Origin of the sequence: Corallococcus sp. AB030, from assembly GCF_003668965.1 — a bacterium.
In the GTDB taxonomy this organism is placed as follows: Bacteria; Myxococcota; Myxococcia; order Myxococcales; family Myxococcaceae; genus Corallococcus; species Corallococcus exiguus.
Map to the genome: position 1 here is coordinate 48,276 of NZ_RAWQ01000024.1, position 19,598 is coordinate 67,873.

Genomic DNA, 19,598 nt, shown 5'->3' on the forward strand with positions numbered 1-19,598 from the left:
GGGATGCAGGCGGGCGAGGTGACACCTCTGGCGGCGCGCGTGGCGCGGCTGCCGGGCCTGGACGTGAAGCCGGGCGAGCCCCTGGCGCCGCTCATCAGCGTGCGCGTGGGCGGCCCCGCGGAGGCGCTGGTGCGTCCGCGCTCTCCGGACGCGCTGGTGGAGCTGCTGCGCCTGTCCCGCGACGAGGGCATCCCCGTGACGGTGCTGGGCGGCGGGGCCAACACGCTGGTGGGTGACGGCGGCGTGCCGGGGCTCACCGTGAAGCTGCCCCCGGATTTGTTCCCGGAAGGACTGGACGTGGGCCCGGACGACGGCCGGGTGACGCTGGGCACGGGCGCGGCCATTGCCCGGCTGGTCAACGTGATGCGCGCGCAGGGCCTGGTGGGCGCGGAGTTCCTCGCGGGCATCCCCGGCACCCTGGGCGGCGCGGTCACCATGAACGCCGGCACCAAGAACGGCGAGTGCTTCCGCGTGGTGGAGGCCATTGAAGTCGCCACCGCGGACGGGGTGGGGTGGCTGGACAAAGCGCAGGTGCCTCACACCTACCGTCACGCCACACTGCCCGCGGGAGGTATCGTCACCCGCGTGCGCTTCCATCTTCCCAAGGGCGATGTCGTGGCCAGCAAGGCGGCCATGGACGCGGACCTGGGCTACCGCAGGCGCACGCAGCCCTTGAGTCAGCCCAACTTCGGCAGCGTGTTCACCAACCCGCCGGGCGACCACGCCGGGCGGCTCATTGAACTCGTGGGCCTGAAGGGGCACACCCTGGGGCGCGCGCAGGTGTCCACCCTGCACGCGAACTGGATCGTCAACCTGGGCGGCGCGGCCGCTCGGGACGTGCGGGGCCTCATCACCCTGATGCAGGAGCGGGTGAAGGAAGCCACCGGCGTCGTCATGCACCCCGAAGTCAAATTCGTCGGAGTCTTCCTTCCATGAGCACCGGTCCCCGAGGCTTCACCCCCGCTGAGTTGAAGGCGAAGCGCGTCGGCGTGCTGTACGGCGGCCTCTCCAGCGAGCGCGAGGTGTCCCTGCGCACGGGCGCCGCGGTGACGGGCGCCCTCAAGGGGCTGGGCTACGACGTGGTGGAAATCGACGTGGGCAAGGACCTGCCCGCGCGCCTCATCGCGGAGAAGGTGGACGTCGCGTGGCTCGCGCTGCACGGCCGCTTCGGCGAGGACGGCTGCATCCAGGGCCTGCTGGAGGCCATGTTCATCCCCTACACCGGCAGCGGCGTGATGGCCTCCGCCGTGGGCATGGACAAGGTGTACGCGAAGGAGATCTTCGTCGCGCGCGGCATCCCCACGCCGCCCTACCGCGCCTTCGACTCGGCGGAAGCCGCGCTCGCGGAAGGGGACCGGCTGCCGTTCCCCTTCCCGGTGGTGGTGAAGCCCAGCCGCGAGGGCAGCAGCGTGGGCGTGCACATCTGCAAGACGCGCGAGGACTACACCGCCGCCGTCCAGGACGCCTCGAAGCACGCGGGCACGCTCCTGGTGGAGCAGTTCATCAAGGGCCGGGAAGTGCAGGGCGGGGTCCTGGACAACGAAGCGCTGGGCGTCATCGAAGTGAAGGCCGCCCGCGAGTTCTACGACTACGAAGCGAAGTACAAGGCCGGCAGCGGTACTCAGTATCTCTTCCCCGCGCCGCTGCCCCCGGACCTGTACGCCCGCGTCAACGAGGTCTCCCTGGGCGCGCACAAGGCGCTGGGGTGTTCCGGCGGCTCGCGCTCGGACGTCATCGTCACGGAAGGCGGCGACGTCTTCCTGCTGGAAATCAACACGCTGCCCGGAATGACGGCCTCCAGCCTCCTGCCCAAAATCGCGGCGGGGCGGGGCATCGACTTCCCGGCCCTCTGTGAGCGGCTGCTCCAGGGCGCTTCGCTCAAGGCTTGAGCCGCTCCGCGTTCTTTCCTGGAGTTCCGGTCTCTTGCAGGCCGGGGTGGTCCCCCCACGCCGCTACAGCGACGTGCCTGTAGCCAAAAACTGGCGTGGTTCGACGTCCGCACGCAGCATGCGCCTCCCTAGTCATGGCCTTCGGAAAATCCAAGAATCGCCGCCGCCTGGACGCCGCACCGCGCAATGACGCGGTGACGGGCGCGGTCCGTTCGCACGGGCCGTCGGTGGCGAAGGCGCTGGGGTTGGCGGTGGCGACGGCGGGGCTCATCTGGGGCGGCATCGAGCTGCGCGCCTGGGCGGTGGTGTCGCCGCGCTTCGCGCTGGAGTCGGTGAACTTCTCCGGCCTGGAGCGCGCGTCGCGCCCGGAGCTCCTGAAGCTGTCCGGGCTGACGGCGGGGCAGAACCTGTGGACGCTGGACCCGGCCGCGCTGGCGCGGTCCATGGGGCAGCACCCCTGGGTGCGCACGGTGGAGGTGACGCGGCGGTTTCCGCGCGGCGTGTCCGTGGAGGTGACGGAGCACGCACCCGCGGCGCTGGCGGTGCTGGGCGACCTGTACGTGCTGGACGAGGAGGGCGAGCCCTTCAAGCGCGTCACCCCGGGGGACGGGCTGGACTTGCCGCTCGTCACGGGCATGGAGCGCGACGCGTACGTGGCGGACCCGGACGCGGTGCGTTCGAAGTTCCGCGACGCGCTGGATGTAACCCGTGCTTATGCGCGGTTGTTGCCCGGGCGATCCGAGCGGCTTTCTGAAGTGCGCCTGGAGAACACCGGGCTTGCGCTGGTGACGGCGACGGGGCAGGAGGTGCGCCTCGGTGCTGGCGATACGGAAGTCAAGCTCCAGCGGCTGGCGCGCGTTCGACGCGAGCTCAGCACAAGGGGGCTTGCGGCCGCGATCATTCGCTTGGATAACCGTGCCCGACCGGGTTGGGTGGCGGTGAGGCTTTCGAGTGGGTCCGACTCCGTGCGGAGCGGGGACTCGACGCAGTGAGGATGCTTCCTTCACGAAAGTGAGGGAGCCTGGGAGGATTCATGGCGAAGCAGAAGTCGGGGGAGATCATCGTCGGCCTCGACATCGGCACGACGAAGATCTGCGCCATCGTCGGCGAGCTGACCGATAGCGGTATCGACATCATCGGTATCGGCACGCATCCGTCGAAGGGATTGCGCAAGGGCGTCGTGGTCAACATCGAGGCCACGGTGTCGTCCATCCGGCGCGCCGTGGAGGAAGCCGAGCTGATGGCCGGGGCGGAGATCTCCCACGTCTACACGGGGATCGCCGGCGGCCACATCAAGGGCTTCAACTCCCAGGGCATCGTCGCGGTGAAGGACAAGGAGGTCCGCGACGCGGACATCGCGCGCGTCATCGACGCGGCGAAGGCGGTGGCCATCCCGTTGGACCGGGAGGTCATCCACGTCCTGCCTCAGGAGTTCATCATCGACGACCAGGGCGGCATCAAGGAGCCCCTGGGCATGGCCGGCGTGCGCCTGGAGGCCAAGGTGCACATCGTCACGGGCGCCGTCTCCAGCGCGCAGAACATCGTCAAGTGCGCCAACCGCACGGGCCTGAACGTCTCCGACATCGTGCTCCAGCCGCTGGCCTCCGCCGAGGCGGTGCTGAGCGAGGACGAGAAGGAGCTGGGCGTGTGCCTCGTCGACATCGGCGGCGGCACCACGGACATCGCCATCTTCTCCGGCGGCGCCATCGTCCACACGGCCGTCATCGCCCTGGGCGGCAACAACCTGACGAGCGACATCGCCATCGGCCTGCGCACCCCCGCGCACGAGGCCGAGCGCATCAAGCAGAAGTACGGCTGCGCGCTCGCGTCCATGATCAACAAGGACGAGACGATTGAGGTCCCCAGCGTGGGCGGCCGTCAGCCGCGCGTCCTGGGCCGGCAGATCCTCTCGGAGATCCTGGAGCCGCGCGTGGAGGAGATCTTCCAGCTGGTGCACCGGGAGATCCAGAAGTGCGGCTACGAGGACCTGCTCGCGTCCGGCATCGTCATCACGGGCGGCAGCACGCTGCTCGCGGGCATGCCGGAGCTGGCGGAAGAGGTGCTGGGACTGCCGGTGCGCCGGGGCATGCCGCGCGGCATTGGCGGCCTGGTGGACGTGGTGAAGAGCCCCATGTACGCCACGGGCGTGGGCCTGGTCGTCTACGGCGCCAAGCACATGGACCGCCGCATGTTCCGCATCCGCGAGGACGGCAACGTCTACAAGAAGGTGAAGGGCCGGATGCGCGAGTGGCTGGAAGAGATTTTCTAGTCCGGTTTCCGGCGTCCACAATGCGCTGAGTCAAGGGGTCCCTTCGGGGGCCCTTTCGCGTTTCTGGAGCTGTGTCCGGGAACTGGATTGACGTGTCAGAGGGGAACGCTGACGCGTCCGTCCTGGACGCGGACATTTTCCAGATTCCGGAATCTGGATCCTGCTTCCGGACTCTCGCCCTAGGTACGGGCAGCCAATCGTGCAAGTTCCAGGATTTGGACGGTTTGGGAATTCGACAGAGGATGGCTTCCAGCTTGCTATGGGAGCCCGTGGCTCCCGGAACGGATTTCTCCGTTCCTGGTGAGCCTCTGACCTTATGACTCCACAAAAGACTTCGCGGTTGCTGACGCCCCTCACGGGACTTCGCCGCTCGGCCGCGGGCCTGTTGGCCCTGCTGTGTGCCGTGCTGATGGCGCCACCCGCGTTCGCTGAACCGGACACCTTCGGCAACGGTAACGGTTCGGATGGCCCGCTGGTTGTCGCTGCTGGCCAGACCGATACCGTCAACCGTTACACGCGCCTGACGGCGAACGCGAACGCGAACGCCACCGCCTTGACGGTGGATGACACGGCGGCCTTCCAGTTGGACGACCTGGTGATGGTGTACCAGTCCACCAACTTCACTGGCACGGTGACCTCTGGCGCTCAGGGGCCCTTCGACTTCTCGGCGTCAACTTCGGTTGGACGTTGGCACTTCGCACGCGTCACGCAGGTCACGGACGACACTCATCTTCGAATCGCTCCGGCCCTCACGATTGCCTTTACGGGGAACAACATCCGGACGGCCGCCCAAGTCATCCGCGTGCCCGAATACACCACGGTCGACATCGCGGCGACCGGCCGGATCATTGCCAGGCCATGGTCAAGTGACGAGGACAACAACGATAACGTGGGTGGCATCGTGGTGTTCCTCGCCACGGGGACGGTGACGAACAACGGCATCATCTCCGCTGACGGCGCAGGCTTCCGCGGCGGTGAGTACTTCAACGGCAGCGGCGATAATTGCACCCAGTTGGATGTGGGGACCCCTCGGGGGGCCATGAAGGGCGAGGGGCTTGTTCCGGGTCGCTACAAACTGCCCGGAGAGTACAGCGAGTCAGCGAACCTCGCGGGACGAGGCAACATCCTCAATGCAGGTGGCGGCGGTGTCTGCCACAACTCTGGCGGTGGCGGTGGCGGTAACGGTGGGTCGGGAGGCATTGGCGGGCGGACGTGGACAGGGGATGCCGCAGGCTCCCGCGCGGTGGGAGGACTCGGAGGGGCGCAGATGGTTTTCAGCCCCGCGACGCGCCTCTTTTTTGGCGGTGGTGGTGGCTCTGGCCACGGCAATGACTTCGCAGGCGGTGGTGGCGGCAACGCGGGCGGTATTGTGTTCGTGCGCGGAACTGCGCTCGCGGGCACGGGGAGCATCACCGCGAACGGTGCTGCGGGTCTCCAGTCCGACAACGATGCGGCGGGTGGCGGCGGCGCGGGTGGAACCCTCTTCCTGAACTTCACCAATGCACTGTCCTGCGGTGGGATTGGTACACTGTCTGCGCAGGGCGGCAACGGCGGCTTGAGCACCTTCGTGGCCTCACCGCACGGCACGGGCGGCGGCGGCGGCGGCGGCAACATCTTCCTGCTCGGAGGCCAGCTTTCGTGCCTCACGTCGGTCGTTGGCGGCGCGGCGGGCACCCAGCCCACGGCGAGCGCTCCGGATGGTCTGGCCTACGGCTCCGCGCCCGGTAACCCGGGCGTCATCAACCTGCCTCCCACGATCGTCACGCCGGCCAACTCCTCCTCCACGACGAACACCACGCCCACCATCACGGGCACGACGCCGAGCCCCAACCAGACGGTCCGGGTCTACGTGGATGGCCAATCCATTGGTACGGCGACCTCTGATGCGTCGGGCAACTTCACCATCACGCCCTCGACGGCGCTCAGCGTAATCACTCACACTGTTTACGCGGTCATTGAGGCATCCGGCGTCATCTCCAGTCCTCAGAGCAACACCAACACCTTTACGGTGACGGCCGCCACGCCCACGCCGACGGTGGCCGTCACCGCGCCGGCCAACGGCTCGACGGTGACGAACCCCACCAACGTGGTGGTGTCCGGCACGGCGGCGAACGCGACGTCCGTCACGTTCACGCTGGGCGGGCAGAGCTACGGCCCCGTCACGGTGACGGGCGGCAACTGGACGTTCACGGTGCCTGGCCCGCTGGCCAATGGCTCGCAGACGGTGTCGGCGGTGTCCACCAACGGCACCACGAACAGCACGGCCGCGACCAGCACCTTCACGGTGGCGGGTCCGACGGTGGCCATCACCACGCCGGCCAACGGCTCGACGGTGACGAGCCCCACCAATGTGGTGGTGTCCGGCACGGCGGCGAACGCGACGTCCGTCACGTTCACGCTGGATGGGCAGAGCTACGGCCCCGTCACGGTGACGGGTGGTAACTGGACGTCCACGGTGCCGGGCCCGCTGGCCAACGGTACGTACACCGTGACCGCGGTCTCCACGAACGGCACGACCAACAGCACCCAGGCCTCCTCCACCTTCACGGTATCGGTTGCGGCGCCGACGGTGGCCATCACCGCGCCGGCCAACGGCTCCACAGTGACGAACCCGAACGTGACGGTGACCGGTACGGCCGCGAACGCGACCACGGTGACCGTGACCTTCCAGGGCACGAACTACGGTCCCATCACGGTGACCGGCGGTAACTGGAGCCAGGCGCTGCCCGGCCCGCTGGCGGACGGCACGTACACCGTGACTGCCGTGTCCACGAACGCCCAGGGCACCAACAGCTCGACGGCGACCACCACCTTCACGGTGGACCAGACGCCTCCGGTGGTGGCCATCAGCACGCCGCTCGATGGCGCCGTCCTCAACACCCCCAACGTGACGGTGACCGGCACGTCCACGGACGCGGCGTTCGTGACGCTCACCTTCGACGGTGCCAGCTACGGCCCCATCAGCGTGGACGCCTCCGGCAACTGGAGCTTCGCGCTGCCCGGCCCCCTCGCCGAGGACACGTACACCGTGACCGCGACGGCCACGGACGCGGCGGGCAACACCAGTACGCCGGACAGCTCCACCTTCACGGTGGACCTGACCGCGCCGACGGTGGCCATCAGCTCGCCGGCCGACGGCGCCATCATCGGCACCAACACGGTGACGGTGACGGGTACGTCCACGGGCGCGACCTCCGTGACGCTGACCTACGGTGGCACCAACTACGGCCCCATCCCCGTGGATGCGTCCGGCAACTGGTCCTACGCGCTGCCCGTGACCCTGCCGGAAGGCCCGAACACCGTGACCGCGGTGTCCACGGATGCGGCGGGTAACACCAGCACGACCGCGACCTCCACCTTCACGGTGGACCTGACCGTCCCCACGGTCGCCATCAGCACGCCGGGCAACGGCACCTCGGTGAACACCGCCACGGTGACGGTCACCGGTACGACGACCAACGCGACCTCCGTGACGCTCACCTTCGAAGGCGCCAGCTACGGCCCCGTCACGGTGGACGCCTCCGGCAACTGGTCCTACGCGCTGCCCGGCCCCCTGGCCGAGGGCTCGTACACCGTGACCGCGGTGTCCACGAACGGCGCGGGAACCAACAGCGCGACCGCGACCTCCACCTTCACGGTGGACTTGACCCCGCCGACCGTCGCCATCAGCACCCCGGTGGACGGCTCGACGGTCAACACCCCCAACGTGACGGTGACCGGCACGTCCACGGGCGCGACGTCCGTGACGCTGACCTACAACGGCACGGACTACGGCCCCATCCCCGTGGATGGCTCGGGCAACTGGAGCTACCCGCTGCCGGTGACCCTGCCGGAAGGCCCCATCACCGTGACCGCCACGTCCACGGACGCGGCGGGCAACACCAGCACGCCGGACAGCTCCACCTTCACGGTGGACCTGACGGATCCGGAAGTCGAAATCACCGCGCCGGTGGACGGCACGACGGTGGCCTCCAGCACGGTGACCGTCACGGGTACCTCCGTGGGCGCCACCTCCGTGACGCTCACCTTCGAGGGCACGGACTACGGCCCCATCGCGGTCGACGCTTCCGGTAACTGGAGCTACGCGCTGCCCGGCCCGCTGGCGGACGGCACGTACACCGTGACCGCGGTGGCCACGGACGCGGCCGGCAACGAGAGCGCGCCCGACTCCGTCACCTTCACGGTGGACCAGACCGCGCCGACGGTGGCCATCACCACGCCGGCCAACGGCTCCACGGTGGGCGCCAACGTGACGGTCACCGGTACGACCACGGGCGGCGCGACGAGCGTGACCGTGACGTTCCAGGGCACGGACTACGGCCCCATCGCAGTGGATGCTTCCGGGAACTGGAGCCAGGCGCTGCCCGGCCCGTTGGCCAATGGCACCTACACGGTGACGGCGGTGGCGGTGGACGCGGCTGGCAACACCAGCACGACCGCGACCTCTACCTTCACGGTGAACACGGCCGCCCCGACGGTGGCCATCACCTCGCCGGTCAACGGCTCCACCGTCACCAACCCCAACGTGACGGTGTCGGGCACGTCCGCGAACGCCACGTCCGTGACGGTGACGTTCCAGGGCACCAGCTACGGTCCCATCACGGTGAACGCCTCCGGCAACTGGAGCCAGGCGCTGCCCGGCCCGCTGGCGGACGGCACGTACACTGTCACGGCGGTGTCCACGAACGGCGCGGGCACGAACAGCACCACCGCGACCACCACCTTCACCGTCAACCAGGCGGGGACGGTGGACTCGGACAACGACGGCCTGACGGACGCCGAGGAGATCCTCGCGGGCACCGACCCGAACAACCCGGACACCGACGGTGACGGCATCCCCGACGGCATCGAGGTCAAGGTGGGCGGAACGGATCCGCTCGACAGCGACTCGGATGACGACGGCATCCTCGACGGCAACGAGGACAAGGACCACGACGGCATCGTCGACGCCGACGAGACCGACCCGAACAACCCGGACACCGACGGCGACGGCCTGACCGACGGCGTGGAGCTGGGCCTCACCGAGCCCCAGGGCGACGACACCGACCCGTCCAAGTTCGTGGCGGACAAGGACCCGTCGACGAAGACCAACCCCCTGGACGACGACTCGGATGACGACGGCCTCACCGACGGCAACGAGGACGCCAACCACGACGGCAAGGTGGACCCGACCGAGACGGATCCGAACAAGAGCGACACGGATGGCGACGGCCTGACGGACGGCCTGGAGCTGGGCCTCACCCAGCCCCAGGGCGCGGACACCGACCCGACGAAGTTCGTCGCGGATCAGGACCCCGACACCAAGACCAACCCGCTCGACCCCGACACCGACAAGGGCGGCGTGCTCGACGGCGTCGAGGACCGCAACCACAACGGCCGCGTGGACGTGCAGGAGTCCGACCCGCTCAACCCGGCGGACGACCAGGACGCGGATGGCGACGGCGTCGACAACGCCACGGAGCTGGAGCTCGGGATGGATCCGTTCGACGCCGACTCCGACGACGACGGCGTGCCGGACGGCATCGACGGGATTACCGACACGGACGGTGACGGCCTCATCGACGCGCTCGATCCGGACAGCGACAACGACGGCCTCAACGACGGCACGGAGATGGGCGTCACGCTGGAGACCGCTCCGCCGGGCACCGACACGTCGTCCCCGAACTTCAAGCCGGACGCGGATCCGTCGACGAAGACGGACCCGAAGAACCCGGACACGGACGGCGACGGCCTGAAGGACGGCGAGGAGGACCGCAACCAGGACGGTCGCCGTGACGCCACGGAGACGGATCCGAACATGAAGGACACCGACCAGGGCGGCATCGACGACGGCACGGAAGTGAACGGCGGCTCTGATCCGCTCGACGCCAACGATGACTTCCTGGTGGTGGGCCACGGCTGCGACACGGGCGGCTCCGGTTCGCTGGCGCCCTTCGCGCTGATGCTGCTGGCGCTGCCCCTGGTGGGCCGCCGCTTCCGCCGCGCCGGGGACTTCCTGGCGCGCGCGGGTGGGGCGCTGGCGGTGTTCGTCATGGCTTTGTTCGCGGGCACTTCCGTCCACGCGCAGGCCACCGCCGTGTCGCAGGCCATCGACGTGCAGCAGTACAAGCCGGGCCCGGGCATCGCGGACGTGCTCGCGGTGCACGGCGCGAAGGTGCAGCGGCACCTGGGGTGGAACGTGGGGCTGTCGGTCAACTACGCCGACAAGCCGCTCAACTTCTTCGACCCCCGCTCGGACACGTACGTCACCTCCCTGGTGAAGAGCCAGGTGGGCTTCGACCTGATGGGCGCCATCGGCCTCTTCGACCGGTTCGAAATCGGCGTCGTGCTGCCCATCACCATCCAGGGCTCGGAGAACTCGCCGGCCGTGGATTCCTCCTTCGCCAACGGGGTGGGCGGAGGCGGCATCGGCGACCTGCGCCTCATCCCGAAGGCGCGGCTCTTGGACGGTGACGACTACGGCGTGTCCGTGGTGCTGCCCATCTCGCTGCCCACGGGTGGTGCGTCGGACTTCCTCGGTGGGTCCGGCGTGTCCGTCAACCCGCGCGTGGTGGCGGAGTACGGCAAGCGCTTCCGCATCCTCGCCAACGTGGGTGTGGACCTCCGCAAGTCGGAGCAGCTGCGCAACCTGAACGTCGGCAGCGCGCTGGCGTACGGGGTGGGCGCGGAGGTTCCGCTGGGTGACCTGCCGCTGGCCGCCCAGGCGTCGCTGGTGGGCGCGATGGGCTTCAAGCAGAAGAACGAAGAGGAGCGTCCCCTGGAGCTGCTCGCGGCCCTGAAGTACCGCGCGCCCACCGGCCTGTCCGCGCAGGTGGGCGCGGGCCCGGGCCTCACGCACGGCTACGGCACGCCGACCTTCCGCGTGCTCGCGTCCGTGGCCTACAGCGCCCCGGAGCGCGCCGCGGAGCCCCGGCCGGTGTGCCCGGAAGGCCCCGAGGACTTCGACGGCTTCCAGGACCAGGACGGCTGCGCGGACCCGGACAACGACGGCGACGGCATCCTGGACACGGCCGACCAGTGCCCCAACGAGCCGGAGACGGTGAACGGCTTCGAGGACGAGGACGGCTGCCCGGACACGAAGCCCGTGCCGCCTCCGCCCGCGCCGGTGGACAGCGACGGCGACGGCATCATGGACCCGGACGACAAGTGCCCCAACGCGCCCGAGGACAAGGACGGCTTCCAGGACGAGGACGGCTGCCCGGATCCGGACAACGACAAGGACGGCATCCCCGACGTCGCGGACAAGTGCCCCAACGAGCCGGAGACCATCAACGGCGTGGATGACGAGGACGGCTGCCCGGACAAGGGCAAGGTCAAGGTGCTCGTCGAGGGCGAGCGCATCCTCATCCTGGAGAAGGTCTACTTCGCCACGAACAAGGACGTCATCCTGCCGCGCTCGTTCCCCATCCTGAAGCAGGTGGCCGCCGTGCTGCGCGCCAACCCGCAGGTGGAGCTGCTGCGCGTCGAGGGCCACACCGACAGCCAGGGCAACGACGCCGCCAACCTGGACCTGTCCAAGCGCCGCGCCGCCAGCGTGAAGACGTTCCTCATGAACGAGGGCATCGCGGGCGAGCGCCTGGAGTCCGAGGGCTTCGGCGAAACGAAGCCCGTGGACACCAACAAGACGGCCGCGGGCCGTGAGAACAACCGCCGCGTGGAGTTCAACATCACGCGGATGGGCAAGGTGGAAGTGGAGAAGCCCGCCCCGTAGCACCCGCGACACGGAATGAAACACGGAAGGCCCGGTTCCCCCCGAGGGAGCCGGGCCTTTTCGTCATCCGCGCCCCGTCCTGTCACGTCACGCGTGCGCGGAAGACGCGCACAACTGGTCACGGCGAGTCAGCGAACGCGAGTCAAGAGGGTGTTTACATCCGCGCGATGTCCGCATGGCCGCTGATGCCATTCGCGTAAGTGGGCGTCAGGACTCGGTCGCGCAGCAGGGCGCTACAGGCTGGTAGCGGAATACTTGCCAAAGCGCCCGACTTCCTGATGATTGTCGAGGGTGGGTGTTTCCGCGGACGGCGCCGCGGTGCTTCCGCCACGAGGACGACATGGACCAGTTCGAGCAGAACAAGCAGGCCGCGAAGATTCGTGTCGTGGGCGCGGGCGGGGCGGGCTGCAACGCGGTCAACACGATGATTCTGTCGAAGTTGGACCGCGTGGACTTCATCGCCGCCAACACCGATGTCCAGGCGCTCGCCGCGAGCAAGGCGCCCACCCGGCTGCAGCTGGGCCAGGCGCTCACCAAGGGCCTGGGCGCCGGCGCCAACCCGGAGATGGGCCGCGAGGCCGCCCTGGAGTCGCGCGATCAGATCGCCGCGGTGCTGGAAGGCGCCGACATGGTCTTCGTCACCGCGGGCATGGGCGGTGGCACCGGCACGGGCGCCGCGCCCATCATCGCGGACATCGCCAAGAGCCTGGGCTGCCTCACGGTGGGCGTCGTCACCAAGCCCTTCCTCTTCGAAGGCAACAAGCGCCGCAAGCAGGCCGAGCAGGGCATCGTGGAGCTCAAGGCCGCGGTGGACACGCTCATCACCATCCCCAACCAGCGCCTGCTGTCGCTCTCCAACGAGCCCATGCCGCTGCTGGAGACCTTCAAGCGCGCCGACGAGGTCCTGCTCAACGCCGTGCAGGGCATCAGCGACCTCATCCAGTACCACGGCTACATCAACGTGGACTTCGCGGACGTGAAGACCATCATGAGCGACAAGGGCCTGGCGCTCATGGGCACGGGCAACGCCTGTGGCGACCGCCGCGCCGTCACCGCCATGCAGCAGGCCATCTCCAGCCCGCTGCTGGAGGACGTCTCCATCGACGGCGCCACGGGCCTGCTCATCAACATCACCGGCGGCCGCGACATGACCCTGCAGGAGGTCAACGAGGCGCTGACGCTGGTGCACGACGCGGCGGACGGCGAGGCGGAGATCATCTTCGGGTCGCTCATCGACGAGCAGATCCAGGACGAGGTGAAGATCACCATCATCGCCACGGGCTTCGTGCACCGGGACGCGAAGGCGCGCCCCATGGCGCAGGTGGTGCAGGTGCCGCTGGTGGGCCGTCCCTCCACGCAGCCGTCCGTGCTGTCCTCCTCGCGTGAGGAGGTGGCCAGCCTGGTGCCCGCGAAGGGCAATCCGCGTCCGACCATGTCCACCGTGGAGACGCCCAAGTCGTCCATGCAGAGCGCGCGCACGGCCGTGGTGAAGGACGCGGCGCTGCCCCTGGACGAGGATCAGTTCGACATCCCCACGTTCCTGCGCCGCCAGGGCCAGACGGAGCTGCCGTAGTCAGGCAGCGGCGGGGACGCTAGCGGGGGAGGCGGGCGACGCTCGCCGTGCCCCTGCCGGTGAGGCGGTCGCATTTGGTGAACAGTCCGTCCACCTCGTCGTAGAGCGCGTCGATGCGCTCCGACGCGCTGGGGGCGGGCAGCAGGCCATCGCCGGAGAGCTCCTCCAGGCGGGTGCCGGCGCGCTGCAGCAGCTGCAGGGCCTTGAGCAGGGAGCGGCCCTGCTGCGTGCCGTCGGGCGTGAAGAGGGTGCCGCCCTCGTAGAGCGTCACCAGATTGGAGCGGGTGTCCTGCTGCCGCTGGTTGAGCCGGTTCCGGTACAAGTCCAGACGGCGGGCGCGGCGGGCACCATGCAGGTCCACGACGCTGTGCGTTCCTGTTGAGGGAGGATTCACGTCGGGCAAGGTACGCCAGGGGCTCGCAAGCCCGCAAATTTACGGGACTGTACGGACCTGTTGCGCGACTGCCCGGACGCTTGTCAGTCAAGGGGGTGGGGGTTAGTTTGGCCGCCCTTCGCAACGCCAGGGTGCCTGCCATGTTCCAGAAGCTGCTCATCGCCAACCGGGGTGAAATCGCGCGTCGCATCGGGGCGGTGGCCCGGGGCATGGGCGTGAAGACGGTGGCGGTGCACTCGGACGCGGACGTGAACCTGCCCTTCGTGAAGGAGGCGGACGAGGCCGTGCGCATCGGCCCCGCGCCCGCGAAGGACAGCTACCTGAGCATCCCCGCCATCCTGGAGGCCGCGAAGAAGACGGGTGCCCAGGCGGTGCACCCGGGCTACGGCTTCCTGTCGGAGAACGGCGACTTCGCCCAGGCGTGCGCGGACGCGGGGCTGACCTTCGTGGGCCCCCCGCCGGAAGCCATGGCGCGGATGAAGGACAAGAGCCAGGCGCGCAAGCTGGTGTCCGCCGCGGGCGTGCCGGTGGTGCCGGGCAGCGACGGCGTGCTGCCGGACGTGCAGAGCGCCCTGGAGGCCGCGGAGCGCATTGGCTACCCGGTGCTGTGCAAGGCCGCCAGCGGCGGTGGCGGCATCGGCATGGCGGCGGCGAACAACCCCGCGGAGCTGGAGAAGGTCTACCGCCAGTGCACGGACCGCGCGAAGGCCGCCTTCGGCCGCGAGGGTGTGTACCTGGAGCGCTACTTCCCGGCGCCCCGCCACATCGAGGTCCAGATCCTGGGCGACTCCCACTGCCACCTCATCCACGGCCTGGAGCGCGAGTGCTCCATCCAGCGCCGGCACCAGAAGGTGGTGGAGGAGGCCCCGTCGGTGCTGTTCGCCAACGGACGGAACTCAGGCCTGGCGGACACGCTCTTCACGGCGGCCGTGAAGGCGGCGAAGGCGTTCGGCTACGCCAACGCGGGCACGGTGGAGTTCCTGTACTCCGACGGGCAGGTGTACTTCATCGAGATGAACGCCCGGCTCCAGGTGGAGCACCCGGTGACGGAGCTGACCACCGGCCTGGACCTCATCGGCTGGCAGCTGCGCATCGCCGCGGGTGAGAAGCTGACGGTGAAGCAGGAGGACGTGAAGCGCAAAGGGGCGGCGCTGGAGTTCCGCATCTACGCGGAGGATCCGGTGAAGTACTTCCCGTCCCCTGGCCCGCTGAAGGTGTTCCAGCCGCCCACGGGCGAGGGCGTGCGCCTGGACGCCGGCTACGCGGAAGGGGACGTGGTGACGCCGAACTACGACCCGATGATCGCCAAGCTCATCATCACCGGTGCCACGCGCGACGAGGCCATTGCCCGCGCGGTGAAGGCCCTGGAGTCCTTCCGCATCGAAGGCATCAAGACGAACATCCCGCTCCACCTTCGCATCCTGAAGGACCCTGCCTTCAGCGCCGGTGAGCTGGACACGCACTTCCTGGATCATCACGCGAAGCCTTAAGTATTCCCCCCGAGGAGGGACGGTTCATGGCGGACGTTGCGGCGCACATCACGGGCACGGTGTGGAAGATCGAAGTGAAGGTGGGCGACAAGGTGGATGCCGGCACCACGCTCGTCATCCTCGAGTCCATGAAGATGGAGATGCCCGTGGAGGCCGAAGAGGGCGGCACGGTGAAGGAGATCCGCTGCAAGGAAGCGCAAGCGGTCAACGAGGGTGACGTCCTCGTGGTGCTCGAGTAGCCACGGGCTTCGATGGAGCCCACGCTGGAGGTGGAGGATCGCGAGGGCGGTGTCCGGGTGCTCACCGTCTCCAACCCGTCGCGGCGCAACGCGCTGAATGACGCGTTGCTGGCCCGGATGGACGCGGCGCTGGAGCCGGCCGCCCACGTGCGCGCGCTGCTGGTGCGCGGCCAGGGCGGGCACTTCTGCGCGGGCTACGACTTGACGCACCTGGGGCCGCCGGGCGCGGACGGGCGGCTGCCGGATGACCCGCTGGTGGCGTGCCTGCTGAAGCTGGAGCGGCACCCGGCGCCGTCGGTGGCGCTGGTGCAGGGCGGCGCGGTGGGCGCGGGCTTCGACCTGGCGGCCTCCTGCGACTTCCGCGTGGGCGCTTCCGACGCGTTCTTCCTCATGCCTCCGGCCCGGCTGGGCATCGTGTACTCGCCGGAGGGGCTGGCGCGGGCGGTGCGGCTGGTGGGGCTTTCGCGCGCCAAGCAGCTGTTCCTCACCGCGCGCCGGCTGCCGGCGGTGGAGGCGCTCGCGTGGGGCCTGTTGGATGAGTGCCCCGAGGGCGCGGAAGGACGCGCGCTGGCGCTGTGCGCGACGCTGGCCGCGGGGGCGCCGAAGGCGGTGTCGGGGATGAAGGAGGCGTTCGGGCTGCTGGCGCGCTCCGGGTTGTCCCCGGAGGACGTCGCGCACCTGCGTCAGGTGCGCGGCGAGGCGTTTGGCAGCGAGGACGCGAAGGAGGGGCGCGCGGCCTTCTTGGAGAAGCGCGCGCCCCGTTTCACCGGTCGCTAGGTATCGCCGAACAGCTCGCCCATGCGCAGCTGCAGCGCGGAGGCGATCTTGTAGAGCGACGAGATGGACGCGGAGGACTCCGCGCGCTCAATCTGGGACAGCAGGGACACGGACAGGCCGGTGCGGCGGGCCAGCTGCTTGAGCGTGAGCTCTTGCGTCTTGCGCGCGTCGCGGATGGTGCGGCCGATGGCGCGGTGCAGGTCTGCTTCCGGGTCCTGGGACAGGCCCTTCTTCTGCAACGCGTTGCGCACGGCGGCCGTGAACTGCTCCGGCTCCATGGGCTTCTTCACGTAGTCGGACGCCTGCGCCTTGAGCGACGCGACGGCCGTGTCCACGGTGGGGTACGCCGTGGCGACGATGACCGCGATGTCCGTGTCGTACTTGCGGATCAGCTCCAGGACTTCGGTGCCGGACATCTGCGGCATCATCATGTCGAGGATGACGAGGTGGAAGTCCGAGCCACGGAGGATGTCCACCGTCTGCGTGGGGTCCGTGGTGGTGACGACCTCGTAGCCTTCACGGGTCAGCACGAGCTTGAGGTAGTCGCAGTTGTCCTGCTCGTCATCAACTACCAGGATGCGAATCTGCACAGCGTCTCCTCGCTGCAGGGTTGAGGGAATTGCTGCGGGGGGGTACTCGCCAGGCTACGGGCCGGGGGACTTTTGCGCCTGGGTCGGCGGCGCTCCGGTCATCTTGGTCAACGCCTGGATCACCAGGTCGCGCTTTGGATAGCCCTCTGGCGTGAGCGTCAGGAACGTCTCGTAGTGCTGCTCGGCCATCTTGAACTTCTTGAGCTGGGCATACGTCATGCCAAGCAAGAGGTGGCACTCGGGAACCTTGGGCGCGAGCAACGCGCAGTCCTTGGCGATTTCCTGGGCGCCGTCCGGATCCTGGGCCTTCATGGTGAGGATCTGCTTCTGGATATCGCCGATCCGCTTGGCCACGTCCGCCGCCTTCATGTCCTTCATGTAATCGGACGTGGGCTTCTCATTGGACTTATTGGGCGCGGCGGCGGTCGCGTCCGGGTCGTCCTGCGGAGGTGTCTCGGGCAGCTGGGTGTTCTGCGCGGCCTGGGTCTGCGCGGCTTCCAACTTGTCGCTCAGCTCATCTCGCTCTTTGGCGAAGACCGTGTCCGTGGGGATGGCGCCGAAGATCTTGGTCGCCTCATCGACACCGGCCCCATTGGGCTTGAGGAGGGCCTTGCGGGTCGCGCCGAGGTCCTTCTCCGACTTCTTCTCCCGGTCCAGCCGCGCCTGGAGCTCTTCCAGCTTCGGTGCTGGGAGCGCCTTGTTCTTGCGGAGCGTGTCGAGCGCGGTGGCGGCGATGTTCAACTTGCCCCCCTGGAGCGCATCCAGGAAGGCCTGATCCGCCGGGGGTTCCGGGGGCTTCTCAGGCGTCGCGGGCGGGTTCGCGGCCACGGTCTCCGGAGGCTTCGTCTCCGGGGGCTTCGTCTGCGGCGGCGGCTCCGGGATGGGCTGCGGATCCGCGACGACCACGGGAGGCGTGTCGTCCGGCGGCTTGGGCAGCAGGTCCTGGCCCTTCACCACGAAGATCGCCGCGCCCGCGCCAATGGACAGGAACGCGATGACCGCGGCGACCCACATCTTCTTGGAGCCGGAGCGGCCCTGCGCGGCGATGTCGTCTTCCAGCGAGCCGGGCCCCACGAAGCGCAGCTTCACGTGGCCCATCTCGATGATGTCACCGTGGGAGAGCGTCGCCTGGGCGTAGCTCTCGCCGTTGACCGTCATCCCGTTGGCCGACTGCATGTCGATGACGCGCCACTCGCCGGTCTCCTCGCGCACGACCTTCGCGTGCGTGCGGGACAGCGAGCGGTGGTCCAGGGCCACGTCGTTCTCCGACGTGCGGCCGATCCGCAGCTCCGTGCGGTTGCAGTCGTACTCCTGGCCCTTGAACTCAGCGGGGGCGAGCACCACCAGCCGGGGCTGCTCGTCCTCGGGCACGCGTTCCACGCGCCGGGGCCGGTCCGCCTCCATCTGGTCCATGCGGATGATGGACGTGGCGTTGCGGCGCGCCTCCGCGGACACGGGCGTGTGCTCGTGTTCGTCCTCGGAGTCCTCCTCCGCCTCGTCCTCACCATCCACCATGGTGTCGCGGGGACGGGGTCCTCCGGCGACCTCGTCGTCGTCCTCCTCCTCGGGCTCCGGCTCTGGCCGGCGGGAGGCGGGCACCTTGGCGGTGATGGCGCCAGTGGGGGCGGCAGCGTTGCCCGCGCCCTCGACCTGCAAGGCCAGATCGTAGTCGCCGATCTGGATGAGGTCGCCCTCCTTGAGAGGGAGCTGTCCTGCGACGCGTTCTCCGTTGATCCGGGTGCCGTTGTAGCTCCCCAGGTCTTCGAGCACGACGTGGCCATTGAGGCGCACGAGCCGGGCGTGTCGACGTGACACGTTCCGCTCGGTCAGGCGGATGGTGTTCCCCTCCTGACGTCCAATGGTGATTTCGTCGCGCACGAAGGGAACAACGGTCTTGCGCCCCTCGTCGTCTTCGATGATGAGCTTCAGCACGGGTCCGGTCCGAGTACAGCTATAGCAGAATGCCCTTTGCCGAGACAAGCCATGTATCCCCCGAGAACAACAGGGTTTTTCGCCCATCCCAGGGTCAGGGAGGCACTGTTGTCCATCGGTCGATTGGCCGGAAAGGGTGGGGAGGGCAGGATACCGGGGCTCACGATAGCGCTGATCGCGGCGCAGGCCATTCTGTACACCATGGTGGCGTCCGGAGGCCCACCCGGAGTGGACGCGCTGATCCACTGGGGGGCCAAGTCCGGCCCCCTGGTGACGGACGCGGGGCAGGGCTGGCGGCTTTTGACGGCCAACCTCCTGCACCGGGACGCCCTGCACCTGGGCCTCAACCTGCTGGTGTTCGCGGGGGTGGGCACGGCGGTGGAGCGCTCGTGCCGGTGGTGGGACTACGTGGCGCTGCTCATCGTGTCCGGGCTGGCGACGATGGCGGGCTCGCTCTGGTGGTCTCCGACGGTGAGCGTGGGCGCGTCCGGTTGGGTGTTCGGGTGCGTGGGGGCACTGCTGGTGCTGGGGCGACGCGCCCGGACCGGGGCGAAAGGCGCGCGTCTCGGGTGGTTCGCCGGGGAGAACGCGCTGCCCACGGTGCTCGTCTTCCTGTGGCTCGGCTGGACGAGCGTGGGCGTGGACAACGCGGGGCACATGGGCGGGCTGATGGCGGGGCTGCTCGTGGGCGTCCTCCTGCGCTCGCGGACGTGGGGGCCGGGAGGCTTCCGGGC

13 protein-coding genes are annotated in these 19,598 nt (G+C 68.9%); 10 read left to right on the top strand and 3 right to left on the bottom strand.

Annotated features, from left to right (window positions below; all coding sequences use genetic code 11):
* The first annotated feature begins 3 nt into the window (after positions 1 to 3).
* The 6 genes from murB to ftsZ all read left to right on the top strand — a co-directional run bounded on the left by murB (position 4) and on the right by ftsZ (position 13,442).
* Positions 4 to 936: a UDP-N-acetylmuramate dehydrogenase gene (gene murB / locus D7Y15_RS08985; protein ID WP_121752282.1), complete on the top strand. Its 933-nt coding sequence runs from the start codon at positions 4 to 6 to the stop codon at positions 934 to 936.
* Positions 933 to 1,889, top strand: coding sequence for a D-alanine--D-alanine ligase (locus tag D7Y15_RS08990; RefSeq protein WP_121752283.1), 957 nt, complete (start codon positions 933 to 935; stop codon positions 1,887 to 1,889). The genes murB and D7Y15_RS08990 overlap by 4 nt, the downstream gene beginning before the upstream one ends.
* Before the next feature lie 134 nt (positions 1,890 to 2,023).
* Entirely contained in the window at positions 2,024 to 2,881 is an 858-nt protein-coding gene (locus D7Y15_RS08995) for a cell division protein FtsQ/DivIB (RefSeq protein ID WP_120575419.1), read from the top strand.
* A gap of 41 nt (positions 2,882 to 2,922) precedes the next feature.
* On the top strand, positions 2,923 to 4,158 hold the full coding sequence (gene ftsA / locus D7Y15_RS09000; protein WP_120566811.1) for a cell division protein FtsA: 1,236 nt from the start codon (positions 2,923 to 2,925) through the stop codon (positions 4,156 to 4,158).
* Between the two features lie 340 nt (positions 4,159 to 4,498).
* The gene (locus D7Y15_RS09005; protein ID WP_368667328.1) at positions 4,499 to 11,869 is read left to right on the top strand and encodes an Ig-like domain-containing protein; all 7,371 of its coding nucleotides are present in this window, start codon (positions 4,499 to 4,501) and stop codon (positions 11,867 to 11,869) included.
* A 340-nt stretch (positions 11,870 to 12,209) separates the two neighbouring features.
* Positions 12,210 to 13,442 carry a cell division protein FtsZ gene (gene ftsZ, locus D7Y15_RS09010; protein WP_120580454.1) on the top strand — a complete coding sequence of 411 codons (1,233 nt, stop codon included), beginning with the start codon at positions 12,210 to 12,212 and terminating at the stop codon, positions 13,440 to 13,442.
* Positions 13,443 to 13,461: 19 nt separating this feature from the next.
* On the opposite strand, the gene D7Y15_RS09015 is transcribed toward ftsZ, so the two are convergent.
* Positions 13,462 to 13,803: a hypothetical protein gene (locus tag D7Y15_RS09015; protein WP_233597400.1), complete on the bottom strand. Its 342-nt coding sequence runs from the start codon at positions 13,801 to 13,803 to the stop codon at positions 13,462 to 13,464.
* Positions 13,804 to 13,976: 173 nt separating this feature from the next.
* On the opposite strand from D7Y15_RS09015, the gene D7Y15_RS09020 reads away from it, so the two are divergent.
* Genes D7Y15_RS09020 through D7Y15_RS09030 form a run of 3 tightly spaced genes read left to right on the top strand, consistent with a single transcriptional unit; the run spans position 13,977 to position 16,342 of the window.
* Positions 13,977 to 15,326: an acetyl/propionyl/methylcrotonyl-CoA carboxylase subunit alpha gene (locus tag D7Y15_RS09020; RefSeq protein WP_121752284.1), complete on the top strand. Its 1,350-nt coding sequence runs from the start codon at positions 13,977 to 13,979 to the stop codon at positions 15,324 to 15,326.
* A gap of 26 nt (positions 15,327 to 15,352) precedes the next feature.
* On the top strand, positions 15,353 to 15,565 hold the full coding sequence (locus D7Y15_RS09025) for a biotin/lipoyl-binding carrier protein (RefSeq protein ID WP_014398873.1): 213 nt from the start codon (positions 15,353 to 15,355) through the stop codon (positions 15,563 to 15,565).
* A 12-nt stretch (positions 15,566 to 15,577) separates the two neighbouring features.
* The gene (locus tag D7Y15_RS09030; RefSeq protein ID WP_121752285.1) at positions 15,578 to 16,342 is read left to right on the top strand and encodes an enoyl-CoA hydratase/isomerase family protein; all 765 of its coding nucleotides are present in this window, start codon (positions 15,578 to 15,580) and stop codon (positions 16,340 to 16,342) included.
* On the opposite strand, the gene D7Y15_RS09035 is transcribed toward D7Y15_RS09030, so the two are convergent.
* The gene (locus D7Y15_RS09035; RefSeq protein WP_014398871.1) at positions 16,339 to 16,932 is read right to left on the bottom strand and encodes a response regulator; all 594 of its coding nucleotides are present in this window, start codon (positions 16,930 to 16,932) and stop codon (positions 16,339 to 16,341) included. The two genes, D7Y15_RS09030 and D7Y15_RS09035, sit on opposite strands and share 4 nt — an antisense overlap.
* A gap of 54 nt (positions 16,933 to 16,986) precedes the next feature.
* Positions 16,987 to 18,864 (bottom strand): FHA domain-containing protein, encoded by a 1,878-nt coding sequence (locus D7Y15_RS09040; RefSeq protein WP_121752286.1) that lies wholly within the window; start codon positions 18,862 to 18,864, stop codon positions 16,987 to 16,989.
* A gap of 228 nt (positions 18,865 to 19,092) precedes the next feature.
* Here D7Y15_RS09040 and D7Y15_RS09045 point away from each other — a divergent pair.
* The coding region (locus tag D7Y15_RS09045; protein ID WP_233604866.1) for a rhomboid family intramembrane serine protease at positions 19,093 to 19,598 on the top strand (506 nt) is incomplete at its 3' end.

Coding starts and splice junctions, on each gene's coding strand:
- D7Y15_RS09025 (WP_014398873.1), top strand. CDS start 15,353: ATGGCGGACGTTGCGGCGCACATCACGGGCACGGTGTGGAAGATCGAA.
- D7Y15_RS08995 (WP_120575419.1), top strand. CDS start 2,024: ATGGCCTTCGGAAAATCCAAGAATCGCCGCCGCCTGGACGCCGCACCG.
- D7Y15_RS08990 (WP_121752283.1), top strand. CDS start 933: ATGAGCACCGGTCCCCGAGGCTTCACCCCCGCTGAGTTGAAGGCGAAG.
- murB (WP_121752282.1), top strand. CDS start 4: ATGCAGGCGGGCGAGGTGACACCTCTGGCGGCGCGCGTGGCGCGGCTG.
- ftsA (WP_120566811.1), top strand. CDS start 2,923: ATGGCGAAGCAGAAGTCGGGGGAGATCATCGTCGGCCTCGACATCGGC.
- D7Y15_RS09030 (WP_121752285.1), top strand. CDS start 15,578: ATGGAGCCCACGCTGGAGGTGGAGGATCGCGAGGGCGGTGTCCGGGTG.
- D7Y15_RS09020 (WP_121752284.1), top strand. CDS start 13,977: ATGTTCCAGAAGCTGCTCATCGCCAACCGGGGTGAAATCGCGCGTCGC.
- ftsZ (WP_120580454.1), top strand. CDS start 12,210: ATGGACCAGTTCGAGCAGAACAAGCAGGCCGCGAAGATTCGTGTCGTG.